This window comes from Streptomyces sp. PH9007 (assembly GCF_059813725.1).
This window is the reverse complement of record NZ_CM187440.1, coordinates 3,819,411-3,835,805: the sequence shown is the minus strand read 5'-3', so window position 1 is coordinate 3,835,805 and position 16,395 is coordinate 3,819,411. Positions and strand designations below refer to the sequence as shown.

Sequence of the window (16,395 nt, the reverse complement as noted above, 5' to 3'; positions counted from 1 at the left end):
GCCATCGTGAGGCCATGCCCCTCAGCCGCAGAGACTTCGTCCAGCACTCCGCCGTCACCGGCGCCGGCGTCGCCCTCGCCGGCAGCGTCGGCGTCCTGACCACCGCGCCCGGCGCGATCGCCGCCCCCGGCCGCCAGGGCCTGGGCTACGGCCCGCTGATCCCCGACCCGGACGGCATCCTCGCCCTCCCCGAGGGCTTCTCCTACCGGATCATCACCCACGCCGGCCGCACCACGCTGGATTCCGGCGAACCCACCCCCTCGAACCACGACGCCACCGGCGCTTTCGAGGGCCCGCGCCGCAGCGACCTGCTCGTCGTCAACCACGAACTCAAGGGCCCGCGCGCCGACTGGAAACACCCCGTACCGCTCACCGAGGGCCTGGTGTACGACCCGGCCGCCGCCGGCGGCTGCACCGTCGTCGAGATCAGCCACGGCGGCGAGTACGTCGCCGAATGGGTCGCCATCGCCGGTACCTCCACCAACTGCGCCGGCGGCACCACCCCCTGGGGAACCTGGCTGACCTGCGAGGAGAACTCCGACCGCGCCGGCGAGAACGGCATGACCCGGGACCACGGCTACGTCTTCGAGGTCGACCCGTACGACCGCACCGCCTGCCGCGACCCGCGCCCCGTCAAGGCCCTGGGCCGCTTCGACCACGAGGCCGTCGTCGTCGACCCCAAACAGGGCTACTTCTATCTGACCGAGGACGACAAGAACCCCAACGGCCTGTTCTACCGCTGGGTCCCGCCGCACGGCTTCCGCCCCGGTCGCGGCACCCTGCGCACCCTCGCCGAGGAGGCCGGCACCCTCCAGGCCGCCCGCTGCTTCGACTCGGGCGGCCGGTACGTGGACGACCTGTCGCGGGCGACCGCGACCGGCACCGTGTACGGCGTCGACTGGGAGACGGTGCCCGACCGCGACGCCCGCGAGCGGCCCGTCCGCGAGCAGTTCCGGACGGGGACGGTCACCCGGGGCCAGAAGCTCGAAGGCATGTGGTGGGGCGACGGCGGCGCCTACTTCGTCTGCTCCTACGCCCGCGACGGCCAGAGCCCCGGCGCCCCGCACGACGGCCAGGTGTGGTTCTACAACCCCCGGCGCCGCACCATGACCCTCAAGGTGATCCTGGGAGCCGAGGACACCTTCGACGGCCCGGACAACATCACCGTCTCCCCCTACGGCGGCCTGATCATCGCCGAGGACGGCGACGGCCTCCAGCACCTCTTCGGTGCCACCGACGGCGGCCGCACCTACGAACTGGCCCGCAACGAACTCAACATCGGCACCGACGAGGCGCCCGAGTACAGCGAGTTCACCGGCCCGGTCTTCTCCACGGACGGCCGGACGCTGTACGCGAGCATCCAGGAGCCCGGCATCCTGCTGGCCATCACCGGCCCCTGGCGCCACCAGCCCCGCACCTAGGCACGCCGGACGGGCCCTATACGGCGAGAAAGACCGAGGTGTCCAGCGCCGGATAGGGCTCGGGCAGCGGGAGCGAACGCCCCAGGTCCACCTCGACCTTGGTGGCGTAACGCGCCTTGGCCGATTCGTCCCCCGGCTTCGGGTCCGAGTGGGCGTACGCCTTCTTCTCGTCCCGGTGAATCAGCACATAAACGGGAACACCCGCCGCGGCGTACGTGCGGTACTTGGGGCCGGTGTCGGTCTCGTGATTGCTGGACGTGACTTCCCCGACCAGATCCAGCAGATCGACCGAATACCAGCCCTTGTGCGCCCGGCAATACGCCTCGTCGACCTCGGAAGGCCGACGGCGCAGCACGTAGAAATCCGGAATGAGGAGGCCCTGCGTCTGTTCGCCCCTGACCCCCGTGCGGAAACCGTTGCCCATGCCCGCCAACCGAAAGCCGGCGGAACGCAGTTGGAAATACAGCTCGCTCGCACCGTGATTGTGTGCGTCCCCGCGCTGCGGTGGCACGATCGCCATCCCCTCGACGAACTCGGGTCGAAGCGGGACGTCCACTGCCTCCTCGAGCGCGATCAACAGATCGATGGGGTCCGTTCGTGGCTTCTCCACGCGCTCGGTCACAGAATCATCGGCAGAATCGATGGCGCCTCCGGCGATCATCGTCGCTCTCCGCCCTTTCCCTCCCTGGTGACTGGCTACGCCCGCATGGGTGCCCCGGCACCATCATGCGGGCGTCCGCGCGCCATACCGCCAGTTGAGGGAAATGATCACTCCATCGCGTTAACGCGAGTCGGCGACCGTGACCTCCACACGCTGGAACTCCTTGAGCTCGGAGTATCCCGTGGTCGCCATCGCCCGCCGCAGCGCGCCGAAGAAGTTCATCGAACCGTCGGGGATACGGGACGGGCCGGTCAGGATCTCGGCGGTCGAACCGACCGTCCCCAGCCGCACCTTCTTGCCGCGCGGCACGTCCTCGTGCACCGCCTCCATGCCCCAGTGGTTCCCGCGCCCCGGCGCGTCGGTGGCCCGCGCCAGCGGGGAGCCCATCATCACCGCGTCGGCGCCGCACGCGATCGCCTTCGGCAGGTCGCCGGACCAGCCGACGCCGCCGTCCGCGATCACATGCACGTACCGGCCGCCCGACTCGTCCATGTAGTCGCGCCGCGCCGCCGCCACATCGGCCACGGCCGTCGCCATCGGCACCTGGATGCCCAGCACGTTGCGCGTGGTGTGCGCCGCGCCGCCGCCGAAGCCGACCAGCACGCCGGCGGCCCCCGTCCGCATCAGGTGCAGCGCCGCCGTGTACGTGGCGCAGCCGCCGACGATCACCGGCACGTCCAGCTCGTAGATGAACTGCTTGAGGTTCAGCGGCTCCGCCGCCCCCGACACATGCTCGGCCGAGACCGTCGTCCCGCGGATCACGAACAGGTCCACGCCCGCGTCCACGACCGCCTTGGAGAACTGCGCGGTGCGCTGCGGCGAGAGCGCGGCGGCCGTGACGACGCCCGCGTCCCGGACCTCCTTGATGCGCTGCCCGATCAGCTCCTCACGGATCGGCGCCGCGTAGATCTCCTGAAGCCGCTGGTTGGCGCCGTCCTCGGAGAGCTCGGCGATCTCCGCGAGCAGCGGCTCGGGGTCCTCGTAACGGGTCCACAGACCTTCGAGGTTGAGCACCCCGAGGCCGCCCATCTCACCGATGCGGATGGCGGTGGCCGGCGAGACCACGGAGTCCATCGGCGCGGCCAGGAAGGGCAGTTCGAAGCGGTAGGCATCGATCTGCCAGGCGATCGAGACCTCCTTGGGGTCCCGGGTACGCCGGCTGGGCACCACCGCGATGTCGTCGAACGCGTACGCCCGCCGCCCGCGCTTGCCGCGCCCGATCTCGATCTCCGTCACCTGATGAGCCTTTCCCTGTGCTTTCGCCGGCAGACGTCCCAGTATTCCCCGGGCTCAGCGCCGCGAGTAGTTCGGGGCCTCGGTCGTCATCTGGATGTCGTGCGGGTGGCTCTCCTTGAGCCCCGCCGCGGTGATCCGGACGAACCGGCCGCGCTCCTTGATGTCCGGGACGGTACGGCCGCCCAGGTAGTACATCGACTGGTGCAGCCCGCCCACCAGCTGGTGCACCACGGAGGCCAGCGGACCGCGGTAGGGCACCTGGCCCTCGATGCCCTCGGGGATCAGCTTGTCGTCGTCGCCGACCGACTCCTGGAAATACCGGTCCTTGGAGTACGAGCGCTTCTCGCCGCGCGTCTGCATCGCGCCCAGCGAACCCATGCCCCGGTACGACTTGAACTGCTTGCCGTTGATGAACTGCAGCTCGCCCGGCGACTCCTCGCAGCCCGCCAGCAGGCTGCCGAGCATCACCGTGTCCGCGCCGGCCACCAGCGCCTTGGCGATGTCGCCGCTGTACTGGAGACCACCGTCGCCGATCACCGGGATGCCGGCCTCGCGCGCCGCCAGCGCGGCCTCGTAGATCGCCGTCACCTGCGGCACGCCGATGCCGGCCACCACGCGGGTGGTGCAGATCGAGCCGGGCCCCACCCCGACCTTGATGCCGTCGACCCCAGCGTCCACCAGCGCCTGCGCGCCGTCCCGGGTGGCCACGTTGCCGGCCACCACGTCGACCCGGTCGTGGTTCGACTTGATCTTGGCGGCCATCTCGGGGACCAGCCGGGAGTGCCCGTGCGCCGTGTCCACGACCACGAAGTCCACGCCGGCCTCGATCAGCGCCTGGGCCCGCTCGTACGCGTCCCCGGCGACACCGACCGCCGCGCCGACGATGAGGCGGCCCTCGGCGTCCTTGGCGGCGTTGGGGTACTTCTCGGCCTTCACGAAGTCCTTGACGGTGATCAGCCCGCCGAGCCGGCCGTCCGCGTCCACCAGCGGCAGCTTCTCGATCTTGTGCCGGCGCAGCAGCTCCATGGCCTGCTCGCCGGAGATCCCGACCTGGCCGGTGACCAGCGGCATCGGCGTCATGACCTCGCGCACCTGCCGGCTGCGGTCCGACTCGAACGCCATGTCGCGGTTGGTGACGATGCCCAGCAGCTTCCCGGCGCCGTCCGTGACCGGCACACCGCTGATCCGGAACCGCCCGCACAGCTCGTCGGCCTCGCGCAGCGACGCGTCGGGACGGATGGTGATCGGGTCGGTGACCATGCCCGACTCGGAGCGCTTCACCCGGTCCACCTGGGCGGCCTGCTCCTCGATGGACAGGTTGCGGTGCAGCACGCCGGCCCCGCCCTGCCGCGCCATGGCGATGGCCATCCGCGCCTCGGTGACCTTGTCCATGGCCGCCGACAGCAGCGGGACGTTCACCCGTACGTTGCGCGAGATCAGCGACGAGGTGTCGATGTCGCCGGGGGCCATGTCGGCGGCGCCCGGCAGCAGCAGCACATCGTCGAAGGTCAGGCCGAGCGCGGCGAACTTGTCCGGGATTCCCTCGGTGTGATCACTCATGTCTGCCCTCTCCACGCTCGCGGCTCACGCGCTGCTCGATCACGCACGCATCCATCCGGCCTACGCACCCTTGCCCAGCCTGGCTGTCCATGCTAAGCGGAACCGGCGGTGTCCTCTTACCGCCCGCTTATCCCCCGGACGTGATCCTGGTGACGTCCGGGGTTCCGGACGGGACGGCCGGCGGACGGCAGGCCGGCGCGCTCAGCGCCCCGCGAGCGCCCGCAGCCGGCTGAGCGCACGGTGCTGTGCCACCCGTACGGCGCCGGGCGACATGCCCAGCTTCTGCCCGGTCTCCTCGGCGGTCAGTCCGATCGCGACCCGCAGCAGCACCAGCTCGCGCAGATGATCGGGGAGGTTCGCCAGCAGCTTTCTGGCCCACTCGGCGTCGCTGCTCAGCAGCGCCCGCTCCTCGGGTCCCAGCGAGTCGTCAGCCCGTTCGGGCATCTCGTCGGAGGGCAGCACGGTGGATCCGGGCCCGCGCATCGCCGCCCGCTGGAGGTCGGCGACCTTGTGCTGGGCGATGGCCACCACGAAGGCGTCGAAGGGCCGTCCGGTGTCGCGGTAGCGAGGCAGTGCGTAGAGCACCGCCAGGCACACTTCCTGCGCCAGATCGTCGACGAAGTGTCTGGCCTCGCCGGGCAGCCGGGCCAGCCGGGTGCGGCAGTAGCGCACCGCGAGTGGGTGCACATGGGCCAGCAGATCATGAGTCGCCTGGGCATCGCCCTCGGCGGCCCGATGGACGAGGGCGCCGATCGCCGTGGTCTCGTCATCGCGCATCGGTCCATGGTGCACCGTCGCACCACGGTCCGGTGCACCGTGTGCGGAGTTGTGCACCGAAGCGTTATGTGAAGTGCGCGGAGCTGTCTTCGGAGCGTTCGAAGTGTTCGGAGCGGGAGTGCCGCTGCCCGTCATGTCCCGGGCCCTCCCCTCGCGCGTGGCCGGCTCGTCCCCAAGGAGCGTCATGCCTCAAGCATGCGGCACCGGGAAAAGTTTCAGGCCCGCTCCGTGCCGGACGGGGCGACAGACTCGGGCCGCCCCTCCCCGTCCGGTTCTCGTGGCCCGGCCGCCTCAGCGGACCAGGCCCCAGCGGAAACCCAAGGCCACAGCATGTGCGCGGTCGGAAGCACCGAGCTTTTTGAACAGTCGGCGGGCGTGGGTTTTGACCGTGTCCTCGGAGAGAAAAAGCTCACGCCCGATCTCGGCGTTGGACCGTCCGTGGCTCATTCCCTCCAGTACCTGGATCTCCCGGGCGGTGAGCGTGGGGGCCGCTCCCATGTCGGAGGAGCGCAGCCGGCGCGGGGCCAGCCGCCAGGTCGGGTCGGCCAGCGCCTGGGTGACGGTGGCCCGCAGTTCGGCGCGCGAGGCGTCCTTGTGCAGATAGCCGCGGGCTCCGGCGGCGACGGCGAGGGCGACGCCGTCGAGGTCCTCGGCCACGGTGAGCATGATGATGCGGGCGCCCGGGTCGGCCGACAGCAGCCGCCGTACGGTCTCCACCCCCCCGAGTCCGGGCATCCGGACGTCCATCAGGATGAGATCGGACCGGTCGGCACCCCAGCGGCGGAGGACTTCCTCGCCGTTGGCCGCCGTGGTGACCCGCTCCACGCCGGGCACGGTGGCGACCGCGCGGCGCAGGGCTTCCCGGGCGAGCGGGGAGTCGTCGCAGACAAGAACGGACGTCATGGCCGGCCTCCGCAGCTGATGCGCATCACGTTGAGCCTCCAGGCTGTTGTGTGTCGTCACCTGTGCGATTGACAGCCCCGGACCCGCTGGTCCGGGCGGTGGTCTCTTCCGTCAACCGCCTCCGCCCTCTCAACGACGGTCACCCGAAAGAGTTACGGCTTCCGCACTTCACCTTCGATCGTCGTTGGGCTATCAACCCCACAGCCTTCAGCACTCTACGTGACGCTTCCGTCACGCGACAGGTGCTTCCATCCAACACGCCGAACATTCGTTTTTGCCCTATTTAGACGCTCTCATCCCTTTTGAGAGGTTTCCGGATATATTCGACTGGTAGTCATATTTACATCTGCCTGACAGCGGCGGATGTGGACTGACCGAGCCAGGCCAGCACGACAGCTCGTATCCGATGGGACACTCTCATGGCAGATTTCTCCCGCCTTCCGGGCCCGAACGCCGACCTGTGGGACTGGCAGCTGCTCGCCGCCTGCCGGGGCGTGGACAGTTCCCTCTTCTTCCACCCCGAGGGCGAGCGCGGCGCCGCCCGCAGCGCCCGCGAGACGCAGGCCAAGGAGGTGTGCATGCGCTGCCCGGTGCGCTCGGAGTGCGCCGCGCACGCGCTGGCCGTCCGCGAGCCGTACGGCGTGTGGGGCGGACTGACCGAGGACGAGCGCGAGGAGCTGATGGGCCGGGCCCGCCGGGGTCCAGGGGCTGTCGTCGGATAGGCCGCCCTGCCCACGACGCCTGGCACGCACGCTCGCTGCGTTGTCGGAATCGCCCAAGTACACCCAGTACAAGGCCGACCCTCCGCCTTGCGATCGCACGCACCAGACGCCGCGGGCTGCCGGGCGCCCCATCCGACGACAGCCCCTCATCGACGCGAGCACGCCAACCCGCCGGGACTGAGCGGAGGCGACCGACTACCGTCTCCGCTTATGACAACTGCATTGGTGACGGGAGCCACCGCCGGGATCGGGGCCGCCTTCGCCCGGCGGCTGGCGCGCGACGGCCACAATCTGGTGCTGGTGGCACGGGACGCGCAACGGCTGCGGAGCACGGCGGCGGAGCTGCACGATCTGCACGGGATCGAGGCGGCCGTGCTGGTCGCCGACCTGGCCGAGGACGAGGGGATCGGGGCGGTCGAGGAACGGCTGGGCGACCGCCGCCACCCCGTGGACCTGCTGGTCAACAACGCCGGCTTCGGCCTCAAGGGGGTCTATCCGGAGGTCCCCATGGCCGACGAGCTGCGGATGCTGAAGGTGCACTGCGAGGCGGTGCTGCGGCTGACGACGGCGGCCGTCACCACTATGCGGGTGCGGCGGCGCGGCGGGGTGGTGAACGTGGCGTCGGTGGCGGCGTTCGTGCCGCGCGGCACGTACGGGGCGTCCAAGGCGTGGGTCGTCCAGTTCACGCAGGGCGCGGCCCGGGACATGGCGGGCAGCGGGGTGCGGCTGATGGCGCTGTGCCCGGGGTTCGTGCGCACCGAGTTCCATCAGCGGGCGCGGATGGGCACGAAGGCCATTCCGGAGTGGATGTGGCTGGACGCCGACAAGGTGGTGGACGCGGGGCTGCGGGATCTGGCCCGGGGGCGCACGGTCTCCATCCCCGATCCCCGGTACAAGGCCCTGATGGGCGCGGCCAAGCTGGTGCCGCGCGGGGCGCTGGGCGGGATCACGGGCCGGGCGGGGCGGAAGTACGGGCCGCGGCGGGAGGGCCCGGATACCCCCGGGGCGTAGGAGGAAATGACCATCCTCCAGGTTTTACGCTGACAGTGTGAAGTGAATGCACTCTCCCGAGGGAATCCCCCCATGACATTCGTGCAGGTAATTGATCTCAAAACCACACGGGTCGGTGAGATGAACCGCCTGATGGATCGCTGGACCGAGGCGACCAGCGGGAAGCGCACGGCCACTCACTCGATCGTCGGCAAGGACCGGTCGGATTCCACTCATGTCGTGGAGATCGTGGAGTTTCCCTCGTACGAGGAGGCGATGAGGAATTCGAAGCTCCCGGAGACCGACCGGATATTCAAGGAGATGATGGAACTGTGCGACGACGTCCCGCGCTTCACCGACCTGGACGTCGTCCGCGACGAGCAGCTCAACAAGCGAGCGGTACGCGCCTTCTTCGAGACCGTGATCAATGACCGGGAGCTGGAGGCGGCGGACGGGTTCATGAGCCCGGACTACGCCGACCACGACCCGGGCAACGCGGCCGATCCCCACGGGCTGCGGGAGTTCAAGGAGCAGGCGGGCATGTACATGAGCGCCTTCGAGCCGGTGTTCGTCATCGAGGACCAGATCGCGGAAGGGGATCTGGTGACGACCCGGTGGACGGTGACAGGCACGCACTCCGGTGAGTACCTGGGGCTCGAACCCACGGGTCGGTCGCTGACCATCACCGGCCACACCACGTTCCGTTTCGCGGACGGGAAGATCGCCGAGGGCTGGTGGAACTGGGACCAGCTCGGTGTGATGAGCCAGCTCGGCCTGGTCGAGACCTAGCCGGCCGCGACCTGGCCGGTCGCGACCCGGCGAGCCGTATCGGGCGCGCCGCCGCTGTCACGGGAGAAGGCCCCCACCCCGCCCCGCGAAGGGGCGAGCCGGGGGCCTTCCGTACGCACGGATACCGGTGCCGGTGTCAGTGGCTGTGGCCGTGACCGCCGGCGGCGGCCTCCGGCTCCTCTTCCTTCTTCTCCACCACGAGGGTCTCGGTGGTGAGCAGCAGGGAGGCGATGGAGGCGGCGTTCTCCAGCGCGGAGCGGGTGACCTTGACCGGGTCGATGACGCCGGCCTTCACCAGGTCGCCGTACTCGCCGGTGGCGGCGTTGAAGCCCTCGCCCTTGTCCAGGTCGGCGACCTTGGAGGTGATGACGTAGCCCTCCAGGCCGGCGTTCTCGGCGATCCAGCGCAGCGGCTCGACGGCGGCGCGGCGGACGACGGCGACACCGGTGGCCTCGTCGCCCTCCTTGCCAAGACCGCCTTCGAGCACCTTGGAGGCGTGCACCAGGGAGGCGCCACCACCGGGGACGATGCCCTCCTCGACCGCGGCGCGGGTCGCGGAGATGGCGTCCTCCAGACGGTGCTTCTTCTCCTTCAGCTCCACCTCGGTGGCGGCGCCGACGCGGATGACGCACACGCCGCCGGCCAGCTTCGCGAGGCGCTCCTGGAGCTTCTCGCGGTCCCAGTCGGAGTCGGTGGACTCGATCTCGGCCTTGATCTGGTTGACGCGGCCGGTGACGTCGGCGCTGTCGCCGGCGCCGTCCACGACGGTGGTGTCGTCCTTGGTGACGGTGACCCGGCGGGCGGTGCCGAGCACGTCGAGCCCGGCCTGCTCCAGCTTGAGGCCGACCTCCTCGGAGATCACGGTCGCGTTGGTGAGGGTGGCGATGTCACCGAGCATGGCCTTACGGCGGTCACCGAAGCCGGGCGCCTTGACGGCCACCGCGTTGAAGGTGCCGCGGATCTTGTTGACGACGAGGGTGGAGAGCGCCTCGCCCTCGACGTCCTCGGCGATGATCAGCAGCGGCTTGGAGGCCCCGCCGGCCTGCATGATCTTCTCCAGCAGCGGGAGCAGGTCCTGGATGGAGGAGATCTTGCCCTGGTGGATCAGGATGTACGGGTCGTCGAGGACGGCCTCCATACGCTCCTGGTCGGTGACGAAGTACGGCGAGAGGTAGCCCTTGTCGAAGGCCATGCCCTCGGTGAAGTCCAGCTCCAGGCCGAAGGTCTGGGACTCCTCGACGGTGATGACACCGTCCTTGCCGACCTTGTCCATCGCCTGCGCGATGAGCTCGCCGACCTGCTTGTCCTGGGCGGACAGCGCGGCGACGGCGGCGATGTCCTCCTTGGAGTCGATCGGGCGCGCGGTGGCCAGCAGGTCCTCGGAGATGGCGCGGACCGCGGCGTCGATGCCCTTCTTCAGGGCGGCCGGGGAGGCACCGGCGGCGACGTTGCGCAGGCCCTCGCGGACCAGCGCCTGGGCCAGGACGGTGGCGGTGGTGGTGCCGTCACCCGCGATGTCGTTGGTCTTGGTCGCCACCTCCTTCACCAGCTGGGCGCCGAGGTTCTCGTAGGGGTCCTCGATCTCCACCTCACGGGCGATGGTGACGCCGTCGTTGGTGATGGTCGGGGCGCCGAACTTCTTGTCGATGACCACGTTGCGGCCCTTGGGGCCGATGGTCACCTTCACCGCGTCGGCGAGCTGGTTGACACCGCGCTCGAGGGCGCGCCGGGCGTCCTCGTCGAACTTCAGGATCTTCGCCATGACGTGCGTATCCCTCGTAAAAGTGTGTGGAAGCTGGAAAGCCGGAGCGAGCTGGCTGGCTCAGCTCGGACGAAAAGGCAGCCGCGCCCCTCACTTCCCGGCTTGTCGATGACGGGGAGCCGGGGCGCGGCCGGGTGAAGCGAAGCGCTGGGGCTTACTTCTCGATGATGGCGAGCACATCGCGGGCGGAGAGCACCAGGTACTCCTCGCCGTTGTACTTCACCTCGGTGCCGCCGTACTTGCTGTACAGCACGATGTCGCCGACCTTGACGTCGAGCGGCAGGCGGTCGCCGTTCTCGAAGCGGCCCGGGCCCACGGCGAGGACGGTGCCCTCCTGGGGCTTCTCCTTCGCGGTGTCCGGGATGACCAGGCCGGAGGCCGTGGTCTGCTCGGCATCGAGCGGCTGGACGACGATGCGGTCCTCGAGCGGCTTGATGGCAACCTTGGAACTGGTGGTGGCGGTCACGTCCGACCTCCCCCTTCGGAGAGCTCTTGAGGGTCTGCTGTCTTGTGATAGCGCCCTGGAGGACCCGTCGTCGCGGGTGCCGGATCCGCCCGTCGCGCATGCTGGCACTCGCCGGTGGAGAGTGCCAGCCTTGAGAGTAGGCGTCGATTAGCACTCAGTCAACCAGAGTGCCAACACGCGCCCCTCCCGCGCCCCGTGGACGTTCCCCGTGACCGGCTCAGAGGTAGTCCTCCAGGCGGGCGACGGCGAAACCCTGGGAGGTGGCGGTGTCCAGGACGCGGCGGATCACGTCGGGCATCGTGCCCGCCCATTCCGAGCTGCCGCGGAAGTGGGTGAGGATGATGTCCCCGGGGTGGAACTCGCGGTCGGGGCGGCCCCATGCGATGCGGTCGGGGAAGGCTTCCTCGGCCCACAGCGGGACCACCTCCACGCCGCAGGAGGCCGCCGCGCGCAGCGTCTCGCGGTCGTAGGCGCCATAGGGCGGGCGGAACATCGTGGGACGTTCGCCCATCTCCTCCTCCAGGGTGTCCTGCTGGTCGCAGATCTCCTCGCGCTGCCCGGAGGCGGAGAGCCTGGGCAGCTCCTTGTGGTTGACGGTGTGGTTGTGGATGCCCCAGCCGTCGTCCCGGGCCTCGCGGAAGTAGTCGTAGTCGTCCCGGGCCACGTAGTCGGAGAGGAAGGCGCTGACGGGGACGTCGAGCTCGCGGAGCATCTCCAGCAGGTCGGGGTCCTTGTGGGCGCCGTCGTCGATGGTGAGGAAGACGACCTTGTCGTCGGTGGGCACCCGGGTGATGACGGCGGGCAGGCCCTTGCCGGTGATGTGCCCCGGCTCGGTGACGGGTTCGGCCTTCTTCGCGGGCGGGGCCGGCGGGCGCAGCGGCGCCTTGCGCAGGCCCCAGCTCTTGGCGGCGGCGAGCCGCTTGGCCTCGGCCTTCAGCAGGCCGTCGGCGTAGGCGGCGAGCGCGTCGGCGGCGGTGCGGGCCTGGGCGCGCTGCGGTGTGCCCAGGGCGGCGACCGGGGCGGCGGCGTCCGTCGCCGAGCCGGCGGCGGTGGTGGCGGTGCCGCAGGACAGGAGGGTGAGTCCGAGTATGGCGAGGCCGGTTCCGGTGATTCCGGTCCAGAAAAAAGACTTTTGTCGTACTTGTCTGATAATCCTCATGGAGCGGATGCTGACACCGGCCGCCAGGGACACGCGGCACGACCTTCCGGCGCGCCAGGGAGAATGACCCACGTGGCCGCACCCGATTCCTCCGCCCGATCGACCTTCGACGCCCTGCTGAGCACCGAGGGCCGGCAGTTGCTGGCCGAACTGCGGGACTTCGACCCGGCGGACGAGCTGACCCTCGCCACCCGGCTGCGCCGCGACCACCCCGCCGAGCTGGTCTCCGCCGCGCTCGGCCAGGCCAGGCTGCGGCAGCGCGCGGTGGCGAAGTTCGGGGCCGCCGACGCGGCCCGCATGTACTTCACGCCCAACGGCGTCGAGCAGGCCACCCGGACCACCGTCGCGACCTGGCGGGCCCGGCGGATGGCGGGCCTGGGCATCCGGCGGGTGGCCGATCTGTGCTGCGGCATCGGCGGCGACGCGATCGCGCTGGCCCGGGAGGGCATCGCGGTCCTCGCCGTCGACCGCGACCCGCTGACCTGCGCCGTGGCCGAGGCCAACGCCCGGGCGCTGGGCCTGGACGGACTCATCGAGGTGCGCTGCGGCGATGTCACCGAGGTGGACACCGGCGGGTACGACGCGGTGTTCCTCGACCCGGCCCGGCGCGGCGGGCGCGGCCGGATCTTCGATCCCGAGGCGTACTCACCGCCGCTCTCCTGGGCGATCGCGGCGGCCACCGCCGCCCCGTACGCCGCGGTGAAGATCGCCCCCGGCATCCCGCACGAGGCGATCCCGGAGCAGGCCGAGGCGGAGTGGGTCTCGGACCGCGGGGAGGTCAAGGAGGCGGTGCTGTGGTTCGGCACCGGCGGGGCCGGCGTACGCCGCGCGACCCTGCTGCCGGCCGGTGACACCCTCACCGGCGACACCGGCCAGGCGCCGGCGGGAGCCCCGGGGCGCTATCTGTACGAGCCGGACGGGGCGGTGATCCGCGCCCATCTGGTGGCGGAGACGGCCCGGCGGCTCGGCGGCCGGCTGCTGGACCCGACCATCGCGTACATCACGACGGACGAGCCGCCCGGGGGCGCGGGGCCGGACGCGGCGGGCTCCCCGTACGCGAGCGGGTACGAGATCGACGAGGTGCTGCCGTTCCACGTGAAGCGGCTGCGGGCGCTGCTGCGCGAGCGCGGGGTGGGGACGGTCACCATCAAGAAGCGCGGCTCCGCGATCGACCCGGACGAGCTGCGCAAGCGCCTGAAGCCCAGCGGCCCGGGTCAGGCCACGGTCGTCGTCACCCGGCTCGACGGCGCGCCGGTCATGCTGCTGGTCCGTCCGCTGCCGCGTCCTCCAGCGTGAGCAGGGCGCCCAGCAGGGCAGCACAGCCCTCGGGGCCCAGCGGTGCCACCAGATGGCGGCGGAGCGCGCCGGCCAGGGCCCGGGAGGCGGCGGTGGCGGTGGCGGCGCCCTCCTCGGTGAGCACGGCGTAGACCACCCGGCGGTCGGTGCGGGAGGGGCTGCGGTCCACCAGCCCCTGCTGGGCGAGGCGGTCCACGACCTTGGTGGTGCCGGCGGTGGAGAAGCCCAGGGTCTCGGTCAGTTCGCGCATCGGGGCCGACTGTCCGGGGGCGGTCAGCAGATGCCACAGCACCTGGAACGAGGAGGCGGCGACGCCCGTACCGGCGGCGACCTCGGCCAGCAGCCGGTCGTTCAGGCGGCGGAAGCCGCTCTGCATGGCGTGCCAGTGCTGGAGCAGTTCGCGCTCCTCGGCCCCGGGGCAGTCCTCCGGGGCGTGATGCGCCGGGGGGTCCGCCGGGGAGCCTTGGCCCTGTTCCGTCCGCATGCCGAACTCCGTCCTCTTGCGGAAGGATAACCGGCATCGTTAATATCTCGCTAGTTACCTAATAACCAGCAAGAGGATTGTCATGTCAGATGATCTTTCGTCCGGGCTGCTCGCCGGCCGCTGGACACTGGACGCCGCCCACTCCACCGTCCGCTTCGCCCGCAAGGGCCTGTGGGGGCTGATCACCGTCACGGGCACGTTCGGCGAGATCGCCGGACACGCCGACGTCCTGGCGGACGGCACCGCGCGCGGCACCCTCACCATCGGCGCCGGATCGCTCGACACCGGCAACGCGCGGCGCGACCGGCATCTGCGGTCCGCCGACTTCTTCGGCGTCGCCGTGCACCCGAAGATCCTCTTCGCCGCCGAGCGGATCGCGCCCGAGGACGACGCGGGTCAGGTCCGCGTCAGCGGCGAACTGACCGTCACCGGCGTCACCCGGCCCCTCACCTTCACCGCCCGCGCCACCGAGGCCGCCCCCGACGGCGTCACCCTCAACGCGGAACCGGAGATCGACCCGGCGGCACACGGCATGACCTGGAACCTCGCCCGGATGATGAAGGGCCCCGCCCGGCTCGCCCTCACCCTGCGCTTCGTGCACACGCCGGACGCATAATCCGCCCGCGTCCGGGGCACCCGGCCGTCCGTACCCCATCCGCATCCGGAAGCACGGAAACGAACACGAACCCGGAACCCGGAACACGGACAAGCCGAAAGGATGTGACCGACGTGCGCGTCGCCTTCCTCATGGCGCCAGAAGGCGTGGAGCAGATCGAACTCACAGACCCCTGGGACGCCCTGCTCGCCGCCGGCGGCGAACCCCGTCTGATCTCCACCCACGGAGGCCGGATCCAGGCCTACAACCACCTGGACGCCGCCGACACCTTCGCCGTCGACGAGACCGTCGCCGACGCCTCGGTGGACAACTACGACGGCCTGGTCCTGCCCGGCGGCGTGGCCAATCCGGACGCGCTGCGGCTCAGCAGCCGCGCCCTGGCGTTCATCAATGGCTTCTTCGCCACCGGCCGCCCCGTCGCCGCCATCTGCCACGCCCCGTGGACGCTGGTGGAGGCCGACGCCGTGCGGGGCCGGACCCTCACCTCCTGGCCCAGCCTGAAGACCGACATCCGCAACGCGGGCGGCAGTTGGGTGGACGAACAGGTCGTCATCGACAACAACGGCCCCAACACCCTCATCACCAGCCGCAAGCCCGGCGACCTGCCGGCCTTCGACGAGGCGTTCCTCGCGCAGTTCGCCGCCGCCACCAGCTGAGGTGAACGCCCGCCCGCGCGCCGGTGGCTGACATCCTCACCACCGTGTTGACGTTCCGTACCGGCTCATAAGATCGTCGTCGATTGATCGACACAACGATCAGCACGGAACTCAACGGATACATGGGGTGGGCGCATGCGCGGCCGGAGCCGGAAACACACAGTCGCGGTCGCGGTCGCCGTGGCGCTCAGCGGCACGCTGGCGCTCGGCGGCTGCACCGCCGAGGACTTCACCGACGCGGCGGACGGCGACCCGGCCCCGTCCGCGCCCCCGGCCGACGGCGCCCCGCCGGCCACCGACTTCATCGTCACCGCGCTCCCCGGTCTGCCCACCCCCGAGGACGCCAGGACCCAGCTCGGCGAACTCACCGTGGCCGAACAGCGCCCCATGACCGGCTACGACCGGGACAAGTTCCCGCACTGGGCGTCCCAGGACGGCTGCACGGCCCGCCAGCAGACGCTGCTGCGCGACGGCCAGGACGTGGTCACGGACGACAAGTGCCAGCCCACCTCCGGCAGCTGGTACAGCGCCTACGACGGGGAGACCCTGAACGAGGCCAAGGACGTGGACATCGACCACATGGTGCCGCTCGCCAACGCCTGGCGCTCGGGGGCGGACAGCTGGGACAACGACCGGCGCGCCGCCTTCGCCAACGACCTGACCCACCCGCAGCTGCTGGGCGTCAGCGCCTCCTCCAACCGCTCCAAGGGTGACCAGGGCCCCGAGGACTGGCAGCCGCCGCTGGAGGAGTTCTGGTGCGAGTACGGGCTGGCCTGGACCCGGGTCAAGCACGAGTACGACCTGACGGTCACCCAGGACGAGCACGACGAGCTGAGCGCCATGCTGAACACCTGCCCGGCGTAAGGCCGGGGGCCGGGGACCGGCGGCGCGGGGGCC

17 protein-coding genes are annotated in these 16,395 nt (G+C 70.7%); 8 read left to right on the top strand and 9 right to left on the bottom strand.

The genetic code is table 11. The features are described 5' to 3' along the window. Positions 1 to 14 precede the first annotated feature (14 nt). Positions 15 to 1,421: an alkaline phosphatase PhoX gene (locus tag ACTFAP_RS17635; protein WP_500466807.1), complete on the top strand. Its 1,407-nt coding sequence runs from the start codon at positions 15 to 17 to the stop codon at positions 1,419 to 1,421. 16 nt (positions 1,422 to 1,437) lie between these two features. Here the strand turns inward: ACTFAP_RS17635 and ACTFAP_RS17630 are convergent, their stop codons facing one another. From ACTFAP_RS17630 to ACTFAP_RS17610, 5 genes are all read right to left on the bottom strand, one after another. Continuing rightward, positions 1,438 to 2,082: a Uma2 family endonuclease gene (locus ACTFAP_RS17630; protein WP_500466806.1), complete on the bottom strand. Its 645-nt coding sequence runs from the start codon at positions 2,080 to 2,082 to the stop codon at positions 1,438 to 1,440. Between the two features lie 120 nt (positions 2,083 to 2,202). After that, entirely contained in the window at positions 2,203 to 3,318 is a 1,116-nt protein-coding gene (locus tag ACTFAP_RS17625; protein ID WP_495681445.1) for a GuaB3 family IMP dehydrogenase-related protein, read from the bottom strand. A 54-nt stretch (positions 3,319 to 3,372) separates the two neighbouring features. After that, the gene (guaB, locus tag ACTFAP_RS17620) at positions 3,373 to 4,878 is read right to left on the bottom strand and encodes an IMP dehydrogenase (protein ID WP_390122896.1); all 1,506 of its coding nucleotides are present in this window, start codon (positions 4,876 to 4,878) and stop codon (positions 3,373 to 3,375) included. A 201-nt stretch (positions 4,879 to 5,079) separates the two neighbouring features. After that, positions 5,080 to 5,655 (bottom strand): RNA polymerase sigma factor ShbA, encoded by a 576-nt coding sequence (gene shbA, locus ACTFAP_RS17615; protein WP_019431594.1) that lies wholly within the window; start codon positions 5,653 to 5,655, stop codon positions 5,080 to 5,082. Positions 5,656 to 5,946: 291 nt separating this feature from the next. Then, positions 5,947 to 6,558 carry a response regulator transcription factor gene (locus ACTFAP_RS17610; protein WP_019431595.1) on the bottom strand — a complete coding sequence of 204 codons (612 nt, stop codon included), beginning with the start codon at positions 6,556 to 6,558 and terminating at the stop codon, positions 5,947 to 5,949. 419 nt (positions 6,559 to 6,977) lie between these two features. Between ACTFAP_RS17610 and ACTFAP_RS17605 the strand changes: the two genes are divergently transcribed. The 3 genes from ACTFAP_RS17605 (at position 6,978) to ACTFAP_RS17595 (ending at position 9,059) form a co-directional block, all read left to right on the top strand. Further along, positions 6,978 to 7,280, top strand: coding sequence for a WhiB family transcriptional regulator (locus ACTFAP_RS17605; protein WP_495681444.1), 303 nt, complete (start codon positions 6,978 to 6,980; stop codon positions 7,278 to 7,280). Positions 7,281 to 7,490: 210 nt separating this feature from the next. Then, complete coding sequence (locus ACTFAP_RS17600; RefSeq protein ID WP_400010304.1) at positions 7,491 to 8,291, top strand: SDR family NAD(P)-dependent oxidoreductase; 801 nt, start codon at positions 7,491 to 7,493, stop codon at positions 8,289 to 8,291. Between the two features lie 72 nt (positions 8,292 to 8,363). Beyond that, positions 8,364 to 9,059 carry an ester cyclase gene (locus ACTFAP_RS17595; RefSeq protein WP_495681443.1) on the top strand — a complete coding sequence of 232 codons (696 nt, stop codon included), beginning with the start codon at positions 8,364 to 8,366 and terminating at the stop codon, positions 9,057 to 9,059. Positions 9,060 to 9,195: 136 nt separating this feature from the next. Here the strand turns inward: ACTFAP_RS17595 and groL are convergent, their stop codons facing one another. The 3 genes from groL to ACTFAP_RS17580 form a co-directional block, all read right to left on the bottom strand. After that, positions 9,196 to 10,821, bottom strand: a complete 1,626-nt coding sequence (groL, locus tag ACTFAP_RS17590) for a chaperonin GroEL (protein WP_495681442.1) — start codon at positions 10,819 to 10,821, stop codon at positions 9,196 to 9,198. Positions 10,822 to 10,975: 154 nt separating this feature from the next. Beyond that, positions 10,976 to 11,287: a co-chaperone GroES gene (gene groES, locus ACTFAP_RS17585; RefSeq protein WP_019431600.1), complete on the bottom strand. Its 312-nt coding sequence runs from the start codon at positions 11,285 to 11,287 to the stop codon at positions 10,976 to 10,978. A gap of 217 nt (positions 11,288 to 11,504) precedes the next feature. Beyond that, positions 11,505 to 12,446, bottom strand: a complete 942-nt coding sequence (locus ACTFAP_RS17580) for a polysaccharide deacetylase family protein (protein ID WP_500466805.1) — start codon at positions 12,444 to 12,446, stop codon at positions 11,505 to 11,507. 63 nt (positions 12,447 to 12,509) lie between these two features. On the opposite strand from ACTFAP_RS17580, the gene ACTFAP_RS17575 reads away from it, so the two are divergent. Beyond that, entirely contained in the window at positions 12,510 to 13,742 is a 1,233-nt protein-coding gene (locus ACTFAP_RS17575; protein WP_495681440.1) for a THUMP-like domain-containing protein, read from the top strand. Here the strand turns inward: ACTFAP_RS17575 and ACTFAP_RS17570 are convergent. After that, a complete protein-coding gene (locus tag ACTFAP_RS17570; protein WP_495681439.1) occupies positions 13,702 to 14,226 on the bottom strand; it encodes a MarR family transcriptional regulator in 525 nt (174 codons plus the stop codon). The two genes, ACTFAP_RS17575 and ACTFAP_RS17570, sit on opposite strands and share 41 nt — an antisense overlap. A gap of 82 nt (positions 14,227 to 14,308) precedes the next feature. On the opposite strand from ACTFAP_RS17570, the gene ACTFAP_RS17565 reads away from it, so the two are divergent. The 3 genes from ACTFAP_RS17565 to ACTFAP_RS17555 all read left to right on the top strand — a co-directional run bounded on the left by ACTFAP_RS17565 (position 14,309) and on the right by ACTFAP_RS17555 (position 16,362). Continuing rightward, positions 14,309 to 14,842 (top strand): YceI family protein, encoded by a 534-nt coding sequence (locus ACTFAP_RS17565; RefSeq protein ID WP_495681438.1) that lies wholly within the window; start codon positions 14,309 to 14,311, stop codon positions 14,840 to 14,842. 113 nt (positions 14,843 to 14,955) lie between these two features. After that, the gene (locus tag ACTFAP_RS17560) at positions 14,956 to 15,498 is read left to right on the top strand and encodes a DJ-1/PfpI family protein (protein WP_495684968.1); all 543 of its coding nucleotides are present in this window, start codon (positions 14,956 to 14,958) and stop codon (positions 15,496 to 15,498) included. 135 nt (positions 15,499 to 15,633) lie between these two features. After that, positions 15,634 to 16,362 carry a GmrSD restriction endonuclease domain-containing protein gene (locus ACTFAP_RS17555; RefSeq protein ID WP_495681437.1) on the top strand — a complete coding sequence of 243 codons (729 nt, stop codon included), beginning with the start codon at positions 15,634 to 15,636 and terminating at the stop codon, positions 16,360 to 16,362. Positions 16,363 to 16,395: the final 33 nt, after the last annotated feature.

What these genes read in the sequence shown, in the direction of transcription:
- ACTFAP_RS17605 (WP_495681444.1), top strand. Translation starts at nt 6,978, where the DNA reads ATGGCAGATTTCTCCCGCCTTCCGGGCCCGAACGCCGACCTGTGGGAC.
- ACTFAP_RS17610 (WP_019431595.1), bottom strand. Translation starts at nt 6,558, where the DNA reads ATGACGTCCGTTCTTGTCTGCGACGACTCCCCGCTCGCCCGGGAAGCC.
- ACTFAP_RS17575 (WP_495681440.1), top strand. Translation starts at nt 12,510, where the DNA reads ATGACCCACGTGGCCGCACCCGATTCCTCCGCCCGATCGACCTTCGAC.
- ACTFAP_RS17635 (WP_500466807.1), top strand. Translation starts at nt 15, where the DNA reads ATGCCCCTCAGCCGCAGAGACTTCGTCCAGCACTCCGCCGTCACCGGC.
- guaB (WP_390122896.1), bottom strand. Translation starts at nt 4,878, where the DNA reads ATGAGTGATCACACCGAGGGAATCCCGGACAAGTTCGCCGCGCTCGGC.
- ACTFAP_RS17600 (WP_400010304.1), top strand. Translation starts at nt 7,491, where the DNA reads ATGACAACTGCATTGGTGACGGGAGCCACCGCCGGGATCGGGGCCGCC.
- ACTFAP_RS17555 (WP_495681437.1), top strand. Translation starts at nt 15,634, where the DNA reads ATGCGCGGCCGGAGCCGGAAACACACAGTCGCGGTCGCGGTCGCCGTG.
- shbA (WP_019431594.1), bottom strand. Translation starts at nt 5,655, where the DNA reads ATGCGCGATGACGAGACCACGGCGATCGGCGCCCTCGTCCATCGGGCC.
- groL (WP_495681442.1), bottom strand. Translation starts at nt 10,821, where the DNA reads ATGGCGAAGATCCTGAAGTTCGACGAGGACGCCCGGCGCGCCCTCGAG.
- ACTFAP_RS17580 (WP_500466805.1), bottom strand. Translation starts at nt 12,446, where the DNA reads ATGAGGATTATCAGACAAGTACGACAAAAGTCTTTTTTCTGGACCGGA.
- ACTFAP_RS17595 (WP_495681443.1), top strand. Translation starts at nt 8,364, where the DNA reads ATGACATTCGTGCAGGTAATTGATCTCAAAACCACACGGGTCGGTGAG.
- ACTFAP_RS17570 (WP_495681439.1), bottom strand. Translation starts at nt 14,226, where the DNA reads ATGCGGACGGAACAGGGCCAAGGCTCCCCGGCGGACCCCCCGGCGCAT.
- ACTFAP_RS17565 (WP_495681438.1), top strand. Translation starts at nt 14,309, where the DNA reads ATGTCAGATGATCTTTCGTCCGGGCTGCTCGCCGGCCGCTGGACACTG.
- ACTFAP_RS17630 (WP_500466806.1), bottom strand. Translation starts at nt 2,082, where the DNA reads ATGATCGCCGGAGGCGCCATCGATTCTGCCGATGATTCTGTGACCGAG.